This window comes from Burkholderia sp. IT-111MI5 (genome assembly GCF_949752865.1).
Lineage (GTDB): Bacteria > Pseudomonadota > Gammaproteobacteria > Burkholderiales > Burkholderiaceae > Burkholderia > Burkholderia pyrrocinia_C.
Window position 1 is genome coordinate 91,779 of sequence record NZ_CATKIF010000005.1, and the last position, 12,154, is coordinate 103,932.

11 protein-coding genes are annotated in these 12,154 nt (G+C 67.0%); 5 read left to right on the forward strand and 6 right to left on the reverse strand.

Annotation, left to right across the window (positions count from 1 at the left end; genetic code table 11):
* Positions 1–54: 54 nt before the first annotated feature.
* From metX to ACM6JT_RS04500, 4 genes are all read left to right on the forward strand, one after another.
* Entirely contained in the window at positions 55–1,200 is a 1,146-nt protein-coding gene (gene metX, locus ACM6JT_RS04485) for a homoserine O-succinyltransferase MetX (protein ID WP_407970968.1), read from the forward strand.
* Complete coding sequence (metW, locus tag ACM6JT_RS04490; RefSeq protein ID WP_034179337.1) at positions 1,197–1,805, forward strand: methionine biosynthesis protein MetW; 609 nt, start codon at positions 1,197–1,199, stop codon at positions 1,803–1,805. Before metX ends, metW begins: the two co-directional genes overlap by 4 nt.
* A 96-nt stretch (positions 1,806–1,901) precedes the next feature.
* Positions 1,902–3,323 carry an AmpG family muropeptide MFS transporter gene (locus ACM6JT_RS04495; protein WP_105389508.1) on the forward strand — a complete coding sequence of 474 codons (1,422 nt, stop codon included), beginning with the start codon at positions 1,902–1,904 and terminating at the stop codon, positions 3,321–3,323.
* Positions 3,313–4,365: a M48 family metallopeptidase gene (locus ACM6JT_RS04500; RefSeq protein WP_243565005.1), complete on the forward strand. Its 1,053-nt coding sequence runs from the start codon at positions 3,313–3,315 to the stop codon at positions 4,363–4,365. The genes ACM6JT_RS04495 and ACM6JT_RS04500 overlap by 11 nt, the downstream gene beginning before the upstream one ends.
* A 21-nt stretch (positions 4,366–4,386) precedes the next feature.
* Here ACM6JT_RS04500 and ACM6JT_RS04505 read toward each other — a convergent pair whose 3' ends face one another.
* A complete protein-coding gene (locus tag ACM6JT_RS04505) occupies positions 4,387–5,355 on the reverse strand; it encodes an AraC family transcriptional regulator (RefSeq protein ID WP_243565006.1) in 969 nt (322 codons plus the stop codon).
* 229 nt (positions 5,356–5,584) lie between these two features.
* On the opposite strand from ACM6JT_RS04505, the gene ACM6JT_RS04510 reads away from it, so the two are divergent.
* Positions 5,585–6,637 (forward strand): NAD(P)-dependent alcohol dehydrogenase, encoded by a 1,053-nt coding sequence (locus ACM6JT_RS04510; protein WP_414856028.1) that lies wholly within the window; start codon positions 5,585–5,587, stop codon positions 6,635–6,637.
* Between the two features lie 132 nt (positions 6,638–6,769).
* Here ACM6JT_RS04510 and ACM6JT_RS04515 read toward each other — a convergent pair whose 3' ends face one another.
* The 5 genes from ACM6JT_RS04515 to gatC form a co-directional block, all read right to left on the reverse strand.
* On the reverse strand, positions 6,770–7,543 hold the full coding sequence (locus ACM6JT_RS04515) for an exodeoxyribonuclease III (RefSeq protein ID WP_034179341.1): 774 nt from the start codon (positions 7,541–7,543) through the stop codon (positions 6,770–6,772).
* Positions 7,544–7,583: 40 nt separating this feature from the next.
* A complete protein-coding gene (locus ACM6JT_RS04520; RefSeq protein ID WP_034179342.1) occupies positions 7,584–8,423 on the reverse strand; it encodes a polyphosphate kinase 2 family protein in 840 nt (279 codons plus the stop codon).
* Between the two features lie 118 nt (positions 8,424–8,541).
* Positions 8,542–10,014, reverse strand: coding sequence for an Asp-tRNA(Asn)/Glu-tRNA(Gln) amidotransferase subunit GatB (gene gatB, locus ACM6JT_RS04525; protein ID WP_034179343.1), 1,473 nt, complete (start codon positions 10,012–10,014; stop codon positions 8,542–8,544).
* Positions 10,011–11,507, reverse strand: coding sequence for an Asp-tRNA(Asn)/Glu-tRNA(Gln) amidotransferase subunit GatA (gene gatA, locus ACM6JT_RS04530; RefSeq protein WP_034179344.1), 1,497 nt, complete (start codon positions 11,505–11,507; stop codon positions 10,011–10,013). The genes gatB and gatA overlap by 4 nt, the downstream gene beginning before the upstream one ends.
* A gap of 65 nt (positions 11,508–11,572) precedes the next feature.
* Positions 11,573–11,872 (reverse strand): Asp-tRNA(Asn)/Glu-tRNA(Gln) amidotransferase subunit GatC, encoded by a 300-nt coding sequence (gene gatC / locus ACM6JT_RS04535; protein ID WP_006477478.1) that lies wholly within the window; start codon positions 11,870–11,872, stop codon positions 11,573–11,575.
* Between the last annotated feature and the right edge of the window lie 282 nt (positions 11,873–12,154).

Consider the following 12,154-nt stretch of genomic DNA (forward strand, 5'->3'; position numbering starts at 1 on the left):
CCGACTCCGCGCATCGCCGACACCATTTAGCCGCCCAGTCATAAGGCGGAACGAATGGAATCGATCGGCATCGTCGCTCCACAGACCATGCACTTCGCCGAACCGCTGCGCTTGCAAAGCGGCAGCACGATCGGCAACTATCAACTCGTCGTCGAGACGTACGGCGAACTCAACGCCGCGCGCTCGAACGCGGTGCTCGTCTGCCACGCGCTCAACGCGTCGCATCACGTCGCCGGCATCTACGCGGACGACCCGCGCAGCACCGGCTGGTGGGACAACATGGTCGGCCCCGGCAAGCCGCTCGACACCAACCGCTTCTTCGTGATCGGCGTGAACAACCTCGGCTCGTGTTTCGGCTCGACCGGCCCGATGAGCATCGATCCGTCGACCGGCAAGCCGTACGGCGCGCGCTATCCGGTCGTCACCGTCGAGGACTGGGTGCACGCGCAGGCGCGCGTCGCCGACGCGTTCGGCATCGAGCGCTTCGCCGCGGTGATGGGCGGCAGCCTCGGCGGGATGCAGGCGCTCGCATGGAGCCTGATGTATCCGGAGCGCGTCGCGCACTGCATCGACATCGCGTCGACGCCGAAGCTGTCCGCGCAGAACATCGCGTTCAACGAGGTCGCGCGCTCGGCGATCCTGTCCGACCCCGACTTCCACGGCGGCGACTACTACGCGCACGGCGTGAAGCCGAAGCGCGGCCTGCGCGTCGCGCGGATGATCGGCCACATCACGTATCTCTCCGACGACGACATGGCCGAGAAATTCGGCCGCGCGCTGCGCCGCGCCGACGGCGCGCTCGACGCGTACAACTTCAGCTTCGACGTCGAATTCGAGGTCGAGTCGTACCTGCGCTACCAGGGCGACAAGTTCGCCGACTACTTCGACGCGAACACCTACCTGCTGATCACGCGCGCGCTCGACTACTTCGATCCGGCGAAGGCGTTCGACGGCAACCTGACGGCCGCGCTCGCGCACACGCAGGCGAAATACCTGATCGCGAGCTTCTCGACCGACTGGCGTTTCGCGCCCGCGCGTTCGCGCGAAATCGTGAAGGCGCTGCTCGACAACAAGCGCACGGTCAGCTACGCGGAGATCGACGCGCCGCACGGCCACGACGCGTTCCTGCTCGACGACGCGCGCTATCACAACCTGATCCGCGCGTATTACGAACGAATCGCCAACGAGGTGGGCGCATGAACCAGCAAGCGCTGAATTCCCTGTCCGCGCGCGCGGACTTCCGCACGATCGCACGCTGGGTCGAGCCGCGCTCGACCGTGCTCGACCTCGGCTGCGGCGACGGCTCGCTGCTCGCGCTGCTGATGGAGGAGCTGGACGTCACCGGCTACGGCATCGAACTGAACGACGCGGGCGTGCTCGCGAGCGCGAAGAACGGCATCAACGTGATCCAGCAGAATCTCGAGGACGGCCTGCGCCTGTTCGAGGACCACAGCTTCGACATCGCGATCCTGTCGCAAACCCTGCAGACGATCCACCAGACGGCCGCGATCCTGCGCGAGACGGCGCGCGTCGGCCGCGAATGCATCGTGTCGTTCCCGAACTTCGGCTACTGGCCGCACCGGCTGTCGGTGCTGCACGGCCGGATGCCCGTGTCGAAATCGCTGCCGTACCAGTGGCACAACACGCCGAACGTGCGCGTGCTGACGATCAAGGATTTCGAGGCGCTCGCGCCCGAAGTCGGCGTCACGATCCTCGACCGCGTCGTGCTGCACGAAGGCCAGCCGATTCGATGGGGAGCGAACTGGCGTGGTAGTCTTGCTGTCTACCGCGTCAAGCGCAGCTGAGCCGGGGGGCCGTTGACGGACGCCGGGCCCGGCCCGCGCTGCTCCCGCCACCGCGCGCTGCCGCCGCAATCAGTCAACGCTACCCAGTTCCAGTCCATGTCGAAAACGCCACACGAGGCGCCCGCACTCACCGCTCACGAGGATCACCCCGGCTGGCGAGCCTATCTGAACACGCACATGCTGATCTGCGTGTTCCTGGGCTTCACGTCGGGCCTGCCCCTGTTCACGCTCGTCTACCTCGTGCAGGCATGGCTGCGCTCCGAGGGCGTGAACCTGAAGGAAATCGGCCTGTTCGCGCTGATCCAGTTCCCGTATACGTGGAAGTTCCTGTGGGCGCCGCTGATGGACCGCTACCTGCCGCGCCTGCCCGGCTGGCAGCCGGGCCGCCGGCGCGGCTGGATGCTGCTCACGCAGGTGCTGGTCGCAGGCGCGATCGCCACGCTCGGCTTCGTGTCGCCGCGCGACTCGATCTGGACGGTCGCCGCGCTCACTACGCTCGTCGCGTTCTTCGGCGCGAGTTCCGACATCGTGATCGACGCGTACCGCCGCGAACTGCTGCGCGACACCGAGCAGGGCCTCGGCAACGCGGTGCACGTGAACGCGTATAAGCTCGCCGCGCTGATCCCCGGCTCGCTGGCGCTGATCCTGTCCGATCACATGCCGTGGGACGTCGTGTTCGCGATCACCGGCGCGTTCATGCTGCCTGGCATCCTGATGACGCTCGTCGTGCGCGAGCCCGAAGTGGTCGGCGCACCGCCGCGCAACCTGCGCGACGCGATCGTGCTGCCGTTCCGCGAATTCATCCAGCGCGACGGCTGGACCGGCGCGCTGCTCGTCATCGCGTTCATCTTCCTGTTCAAGATCGGCGACACGATGGCCACCACGCTGTCGACGTCGTTCTTCCTCGACATCGGCTTCACGCGCACCGAGATCGGCATCGTCGCGAAAACCACCGCGCTCGTCGCGAGCGTCGCCGGCGGCATCATCGGCGGCGTCTGGCTCGTGAAGATCGGCATCGGCCGCGGGCTGTGGATCTTCGGCGCGCTGCAGATGGTGTCGACGCTCGGCTTCGCGTGGCTCGCGCAGCTCGGCCCCGGTTCGCCCGTGCTCGCGGTGCTCTACGACTTCACCGTTTCGACGAGCCATGCGATCGCATCGGCGCTGTCGGTGTTCGGCATTGCCGTCGCGCCGCAATTCAGCCCGATGACGGTCGCGCTCGCGATCGTCTACGGCGTCGAAACCTTCACGACGGGCCTGACGATGGCCGCGTTCGTCGCGTATATCGCCAGCACGACCGACCCGCGCTACACGGCCACGCAGTTCGCGCTGTTCACGAGCCTCGCATCGGTGCCGCGCACGCTCGCATCGGCCGCGAGCGGCTTCATCGTCGCGAAGATCGGCTGGTTCGACTACTTCATCGTGTGCACCGCGCTCGCGATTCCCGGCATGCTGCTGCTGTTCAGGATCGCGCCGTGGAACGGTGCCGCCCGCAACGGCGAGGCCAGCCGTGCTCAGTAAGCGCCTGCACCGCGTCGCGCGCGTTGCGGCTTCGCTGAGCGTCGGTGCCGCGGCACTCGCCGCGGGGTTCGCGCACGCAGCCGACACCGGCGCGGCCGCGGCAGGCTCCGCGCCGGCCGCTGCGCAGGCAACGCCATCCACGCCGGCAACTTCGGCCGCGCCCGTCGCGCCGTCCGCCGCCGAAGCCGCGCAGCCGACCGGCGGCGCCGTGTCGACGAAGGCGTATACGCCGACGCCGCAGCAGGTCCGCTACGGCAACGAGATCGCGTTCCGCACGCTGCTTCCGTCACCGCTGCTCGAGCAGCTCACCGGGAACGAATACGCGCAGATCGTGCAGGCGGCCGCCGACAGCAACCGCCTGCTGCCCGCGACCCAGCCGCGCGTGAAGCGCCTGCGCGCGATCGTCGCGAAGCTCGCGCCGTATTCGGTGAAGTGGAACGATCGCGTGAAGAACTGGGCGTGGGACGTCAACGCGATCCGCTCGCGCGACATCCGCCTGACCTGCCTGCCGGGCGGCAAGGTGCTCGTGTACGGCGGCTTGCTCGACCGCATCCGCCTGAACGACGACGAGTTCGGCGTGCTGCTCGCGCACGGCATCGCGCACGCGCTGCGCGAACACGCGCGCAGCAACTTCAGCGCGACCTCGCAGACGTCGCTGCGCGCGGCTACGCTGCCGCCGCTGTTCGGCGTCGGCGATCCGCTGCCGCAGGCACTGAACCTCGGCGAGCGCCTGCAGGCGCTCCACTACGACCCGACCGACGAGACCGAAGCCGACGTGATCGGCGGCGACATCGCCGCCCGCGCGGGCTTCGATCCGCGCGCGGCGATCACGCTGTGGGACAAGCTCGCGGTCGCGACACGCGCGAACAAGGCGTCGGGCTTCATCTACACGCACCCGTACAGCACGGCCCGGCGCCAGGATCTGCTGAACCGCCTGCCGGACCTGATGCCGCTATACGCGAAGGCGATCGGCAAACGCGTCGACACGCTGCCCGACTACGCGGGCATCAGCGCGCAACGGCGCAAGGTCGCGCGGCGCTGAGCGGCGCGCGACGCCGATCGTTTATGCGCCGACGTCCGCCGCGGCCGGCTTGGCCGACGCCGCGCCCGCCGGACGGCTGCCGCTCTCGCGCATCCAGCGCACCTCGTCACCCGGGCTGCGGCCGAACAGCCGCTTGAACTCGCGGCTGAACTGCGACGCGCTCGCATAACCGACGCGCGCAGCGGCCGTGCCGGCGCCGACTCCGTCCTGCACCATCATCAGCCGCGCCTGATGCAGCCGCGCAGCTTTCACGTACTGCATCGGCGACGTCGCCGTCACGTGCTTGAACTGCGCGTGGAACACCGCGAGGCTCATTCCGGCCTCGCGCGCGAGCGTCTCGACGTCGAGGTCGGCCTTCAGGTCGACGTGGATGCGCCGCAGCGCCTTCGCGATGCGGCCGAAATGATGCTGCTGCACGAGCGCCGCGCGGATCGCGTCGCCCTGCGCGCCCGTCAGCACGCGATACGCGATCTCGCGCATGATCGCCGGCCCCAGCACGCGCGTGTCGTGCGGCGACGCAAGCGTTTCGAGCAGCCGCACCACCGCGTCGGCCAGCGGCGCGTCGAGCGGCGTCGAATAGACGCCGAGCGGCTCGCTGGCGGCCGCGCCGAGCGTCTCGTCGAGCAGGATCGCGAGTTCGGCGATCACCGCGAGATCGACGCGGATCGAGATCGCGAGAAACGGCTCCTCCATGCTCGCGAAGGTCTCGCATTCGAACGGCAGCGGCACCGACAGCACGAGATACTGCTGCGCGTCGTAGACGAACGAGCGGTCGCCGAGATAGCCGAGCTTGCGCCCCTGGCACACGACGATGATGCTCGGTTCGTACAGCACGGGCATGCGCGGCACGGGACGGCTCACGCGGATGAAGCGCACGCCGTCGAGCGCCGCGAGCGTGTCGCCCTCGTCTGGAGCCAGGCGCGTGTGCAGTTCGATCATGCGGCGCCGCACGCGCTCGCCCGTGTCGGCGAAAAGGGGCTGGAAGCTCATCGGCGTGGTCCTGTCCGGCAAGAGAATCTGGCTCGAAATGTAGCACCTTGAATGTGTTTTGACGGCCGTTCGCGTGCAATTCGAGAGGAATAGGCAAATCTTCCAGACCTTCGTGTATTTCGCCGCGGCGCCGTGCTCCTTACGATGACGTCCTGCCTCGCCGCATCGCCACATGGTGCGACGGCAGTCTGTTTCGCCGGATGTCTTTCCCGGACAAGGAGCCCCCTGCATGAGCACCACCTACGCTTACGCGGCGACCGATTCGCAATCGCCGCTCGCCCCGTTCGAATTCCAGCGTCGCGCGCTGCGCGATCTCGACGTCCGGATCGACGTCCTCTACTGCGGCGTCTGCCACTCGGACCTGCACCAGGCCCGCAACGAATGGCGCAACACGATCTACCCGGTCGTGCCGGGCCATGAGATCGTCGGCCGCGTGACCGCGACCGGCCCGCAGGTATCGCGCTTCAAGGTCGGCGAGCTGGTCGGCGTCGGCTGCCTCGTCGATTCGTGCCGCACCTGCGCGAGCTGCGCCGACGGCCTCGAGCAGTATTGCGAGAACGGCTTCGTCGGCACCTACAACGGCCAGGATCGCGTGACGGGCGACGTCACGTACGGCGGCTATTCGACGCAGCTCGTCGTCGACGAGGCGTTCGTGCTGCGCGTGCCGGAGACGCTCGACCCGGCCGGCGCCGCGCCGCTGCTGTGCGCGGGGATCACGACCTACTCGCCGCTGCGACAGTGGAACGTCGGCCCCGGCAAGAAGGTCGGCATCGTCGGCCTCGGCGGGCTCGGCCACATGGGCGTGAAACTGGCGCGTGCGATGGGCGCGCACGTCGTGCTGTTCACGACGTCGCCGTCGAAGATCGACGACGGCAAGCGCGTCGGCGCGCACGAAGTCGTGATCTCGAAGGACGAAGCGCAGATGAACGCGCACCTGAACAGCTTCGACTTCATCCTGAATACGGTCGCCGCGCAGCACGACCTGAACCCGTTCCTGAACCTGCTGAAGCGCGACGGCACGATGACGCTGGTCGGCGCGCCGGAGCACGACCATCCGTCGCCGCAGGTGTTCAACCTGATCTTCAAGCGCCGCCGCCTCGCGGGCTCGCTGATCGGCGGGATCGCGGAAACGCAGGAAATGCTCGACTTCTGCGCGCAGCACGGGATCACGTCGGACATCGAAACGATTCCGATGCAGCAGATCAACACGGCCTACGAGCGGATGCTGAAGAGCGACGTGAAGTATCGGTTCGTGATCGACATGGCGTCGATCAAGCAGTGAGCGTCGCCGGGCGGCATGCACGATCGCCGCACCGGAGCAGAAACGAAACGGGCCGCATGTTCGACATGCGGCCCGTTTTGCATCCGGCGGCCGGATGGTTCGACCGCTACGCGCGCTGCGTAGCGCCGGCGGTCACTTCTTGTAGTCGTAGTCCACCGTCAGCGGCGCATGATCGCTGAACTTGATGTCCTTGAAGATCGACGTGCTCTTCGCGGTGCCGGCCACGCCCGGCGTCGCGATCTGGTAGTCGATCCGCCACCCGACGTTCTTCGCGTACGCCTGGCCGCGGTTGCTCCACCACGTGTACTGCTCGGGGCGCTGGTCGAGCGTGCGGAACACGTCGACATAACCGACGTCGTCGAACAGCTTCGTGAGCCACTCGCGCTCTTCCGGCAGGCAGCCCGAGTTCTTCTGGTTGCTCTTCCAGTTCTTGATGTCGATTTCCTTGTGGACGATGTTCACGTCGCCGCACAGGATCACTTCGCGCTTCTTCTTGAGCTGCGCGAGGTGCGGCATGAATTCGTCCATGAAGCGGTACTTCGCCTGCTGGCGCTCTTCGCCGCTCGAGCCGGACGGCACGTACACCGACACGACCGACAGCTTGCCGTAGCGCGCCTCGACGTAGCGCCCCTCGGAATCGAATTCGCTGCTGCCGAAGCCGATGATCACGTCGTCGGGCTCGTGGCGGCTGTACACGCCCGCGCCGCTGTAGCCCTTCTTCTCGGCGTGGTGGAAATAACTCCTGAAGCCGTGCGGCTCGACGAATTCGGCCGGCAGGTCGTCGGCCGATACCTTGATTTCCTGCACGCACACGCAATCGGCGTTCTGCTCGCCGAGCCAGTCGAAGAAGCCCTTCTTCGCGGCGGAGCGGATGCCGTTCAGGTTGGCGGTAATCACTCGCATCATGTCGGGTTCCGTTCAGTTCGATGTTTTACAGGGTGGCAGCTTAACGGATCTTCACGCCTTCGAGCTCGGGCTTCGGCGGCGGGAATTCCAGCTTCATGTCGGTCATCGTGCGCAGCAGCAGCTCGGCGATCATCACGTTGCGGTGCGTCTTCGAGTCCGCCGGGATCACGTACCACGGCGCATGCTCGGCCGACGTCGCGGCGAGCGCGTCGCGGTACGCTGACTGGTACGCGTCCCAGTGCTTGCGCGCGTCGAGATCGGAGATGTCGAACTTCCAGTGCTTGGTCGGATCGTCGATGCGCGCCTGCAGCCGCGCGCGCTGCTCGTCCTTCGAGATGTGCAGGAAGCACTTGACGATCGTCGTGCCGTTCTCGACCAGCATCGTCTCGAAATCGCGGATCTGCCGGTAGCGGCGCTCGCATTCCTTGCTGTCGATCGTATCGAGCACGCGCGGCACCAGCACGTCTTCATAGTGGCTGCGATTGAAGATCGCGAGCTCGCCCGCGGCCGGCACCTGCGCGTGTACGCGCCACAGGAAATCGTGCACGGCTTCGATCGGCGTCGGCGCCTTGAACGACACGACGCGCAGGCCGAGCGGATCGACCTCGCGGAACACCGCGCGCACGGTGCCGTCCTTGCCGCTGGTATCCATCCCCTGCAGCACGAGCAGCACGCGCTTCTTCTGCTGCGTGTGCAGGCGCTCCTGCTGCGTGTCGAGTTCGATCGACACGGCCGACAGCCGTTCGCGGTCGGCATCCTTCGAACCGGACGAGAACGGCTTCGCGGCCGGGTCGAACGCATCGAGCTTGAATGCGGCGGCTTCCTTCTCGCGCGTGCTGTACGGCACGCGGAAATCGTCGAGCGACGGTTGTTTCGCCATGCGTTCCTCCGTTGGGCGGTGTGGTGCATACGATAACGCACCCACCAAACGCGACGGGCCGCCCGGAACAAGTTCGGGGCGGCCCGTCGTCAAGCGCGGTTCAGGCGCGCGATCATGTTCAGCCGAGCTTTTTCTTCAGCAGTTCGTTGACCTGCTGCGGATTGGCCTTGCCCTTCGTCGCCTTCATCGCCTGGCCGATCAGCGCGTTGAACGCCTTTTCCTTGCCCGCGCGGAATTCCTCGACCGACTTCGCATTCGCTGCGAGCACCTCGTCGATGATCGCTTCCAGCGCGCCGGTGTCGGATATCTGCTTCAGCCCCTTCGCGTCGATGATGCGGTCGGCCGCGCCTTCGTCGTCCGCCTTCTCGTCCCAGATCGTCGAGAAGATTTCCTTCGCGATCTTGTTCGAGATCGTGCCGTCGGCGATACGCTGCAGCACGAGTGCAAGCTGGGCCGCCGACACCGGAATCGCGTCGATCTCGATGCCGTCGCGGTTCAGCTGCGACGACACGTCGCCCATCAGCCAGTTCGCGGCGATCTTCGCGTTCGCGGCGCCGGCCTTCGCGACCACGGCCTCGAAATACGCGGCCATCGCCTTGCTCGACGTCAGCACGCCCGCGTCGTACGCGGACACGCCGTACTGCTCGACGAAGCGCTGCTGCATCGCGGCCGGCAGCTCGGGCATCCCGGACTGCACGCGCTCGATCCAGTCCTGGCCGATCACGAGCGGCATCAGGTCGGGGTCGGGGAAGTAGCGGTAATCGTGCGCGTCTTCCTTGCTGCGCATCGAACGCGTCTCGCGCTTGTCCGGATCGTAGAGGCGCGTTTCCTGCACGACTTCGCCGCCGTCCTCGATCAGCTCGATCTGGCGACGCACTTCGTAGTTGATCGCTTCCTCGAGGAACCGGAACGAGTTCAGGTTCTTGATTTCCGCGCGCGTGCCGAACTTCTCCTGGCCGACCGGCCGCACCGACACGTTCGCATCGCAGCGGAACGAGCCTTCCTGCATGTTGCCGTCGCAGATGCCGAGCCACACGACGAGGCCGTGCAGCGCCTTCGCATAGGCCACGGCTTCGGCCGCGCTGCGCATTTCCGGCTCGGTGACGATCTCGAGCAGCGGCGTGCCCGCGCGGTTCAGGTCGATCCCCGTCATCCCGGCGAAGTCTTCATGCAGCGACTTGCCCGCATCTTCCTCGAGGTGCGCGCGGGTCAGGTTGACCGTCTTCTCGTACGCTTCCTTGCCGGCCTTTTCGTTGGCGGGCACCTGGATCGTGATCTGGCCGCCCTGCACGACCGGAATCTCGTACTGGCTGATCTGATAGCCCTTCGGCAGATCGGGGTAGAAATAATTCTTGCGCGCGAAGATGCTGCGCGGCGCGATGGTCGAGCCGATCGCGAGGCCGAAGCGGATCGCGCGTTCGACCGCGCCGCGGTTCAGCACCGGCAGCACGCCCGGCAGCGCCAGGTCGACCGGGCATGCCTGCGTGTTCGGCTCGGCGCCGAACTGCGTCGGCGCGCCCGAGAAAATCTTCGAGACGGTCGACAGTTGCGCGTGCGTCTCGAGGCCGATAACGACTTCCCATTGGGTCATGCTTGCACTCCTGCCGGAACTTGCTTGTGCCAGTCGGTCGCGCGCTGGAACGCGTCGGCAACCTGCAGCATCCGGGCTTCGTTGAAATAGTTGCCGATGATCTGCAGGCCGACCGGGCGCTTCGCATTCGCGCCCGCGCCGAAGCCGCACGGCACGCTCATGCCGGGCAGGCCGGCGAGGCTCACCGACAGCGTATAGATATCCGCGAGATACATCTGCACCGGATCGTCGCCCTTCGCGCCGAGATCCCATGCGACCGTCGGCGATGCCGGGCCCATGATCACGTCGCAGGACTTGAACGCTTCCTGGAAATCCTGCGCGATGATGCGGCGGATCTTCTGCGCCTGCAGGTAGTACGCGTCGTAGTAGCCGTGCGACAGCACGTACGCGCCGACCAGAATCCGGCGCTTCACCTCGGGGCCGAAGCCTTCGGCGCGCGACTTCTTGTACATGTCGAGCAGGTCGCCGTACTGCGCGGCGCGATGGCCGAAGCGCACGCCGTCGAAACGCGACAGGTTCGACGACGCCTCGGCCGGCGCGATCACGTAGTACACGGGGATCGACAGTTCCGTCTTCGGCAGCGACACCGGCACGAGCGTCGCGCCGAGCGCTTCGTAAGCTTTAAGCGCCGCGTCGATCGTCGCGCGCACGTCGTCGGCGAGGCCGTCGCCGAAATACTCGTTCGGCAAGCCGATGCGCAGGCCCGCGAGCGGCTTGCCCGCATCGTTGCCGGCCGCCCACGGCTGGCCGAGGTGGCGCGTGAAATCCTCGTCGTCGCGCTCGAGGCTCGTCGAGTCGCGCTCGTCGAAGCCGGCCATCGCATTGAGCAGCAGCGCGCAGTCGGACGCGCTCTGCGCCATCGGGCCGCCCTGGTCGAGCGACGACGCGAACGCGATCATCCCGTAGCGCGACACGCGGCCGTAGGTCGGCTTGATGCCCGTCACGCCCGCGAACGACGCGGGCTGGCGGATCGAGCCGCCGGTGTCGGTGCCGGTCGCGGCCGGCGCGAGGCGCGCGGCGACGGCGGCCGAGCTGCCGCCCGAACTGCCGCCCGGCACCGCGTTGGTGTCCCACGGGTTCTTCACCGCGCCGAACGCGGAGTTCTCGTTCGACGAGCCCATCGCGAACTCGTCCATGTTGGTCTTGCCGAGCGTGACCATGCCGGCCGCCTGCAGGCGGGCGACGACGGTCGCGTCGAACGGGCTCTCGTAGTTCGCGAGCATCTTCGAGCCGGCGGTCGAGCGCCAGCCGCGCGTGACGAAGACATCCTTGTGCGCGATCGGCAGGCCGGTCAGCGCGCCGCCCGCGCCGCGCGCGAGCTCGGCGTCGGCGGCTTTCGCCTGCGCGAGGGTCAGATCGGCGTCGACGTGGACGAACGCGTTCAGGTCGCGCGCGGCGTCGATCCGTTTCAGGTAGAGCTGCGCGAGCTCGACGGCCGAGCATTCCTTGGCGGCGAGCGCGGCGCGCAGTTCGGTCAGGCTTTTTGCGTGCATTGAGTGGTTTTCCTGGGAATTCTGGGTGGCGCGCGGTGCTGGCCGGCGCGCTTGTCGTCGAATGCTTACTCGATCACCTTCGGCACGAGATAGAGGCCGTCCTGGACGGCCGGCGCCGGACGCTGGTTGTCGTCGCGATTGACGACTTCCGTCACGGCGTCGTCGCGCAGGCGCTGCGCGACTTCCTGGATCTGTTCGATCGGGTGGGCGAGCGGCGCGATGCCGGCGGTGTCGACCGCCTGCATCTGCTCGACGAGGCCGAAGAATTCATTGAGCTGGCCGAGCATGTGCTCGGCGTCGGCGTCGGCCATTTCGAGTCGCGCCAGGTGCGCGATGCGTTTCACATCGGTCAGGGTCAGGGCCATGCGATCACCGGAAAAACAAGGCTGCGCAGCGCATCAGAAGCAGCGCTGCGGCGGGGGTTGAAGGGTGCGATCCCACCCTCAAAAATCGGGACCGAAGCGGCAAAAATACCGCCCGTTTCGATTCAAATACCGTGAAATTATAAGGTATCATTACGCGTTCGACCCAAACCCGGCAGCCTTTTCCCGCACCGTTTCGCCCCGTTTCGGCAAGCCGTGCGTGCTTCGTGCGATCCCCGGTAGACATCACTCGCAGCTTCGTGCGCCGCGGCGGCCGCTTCCGCC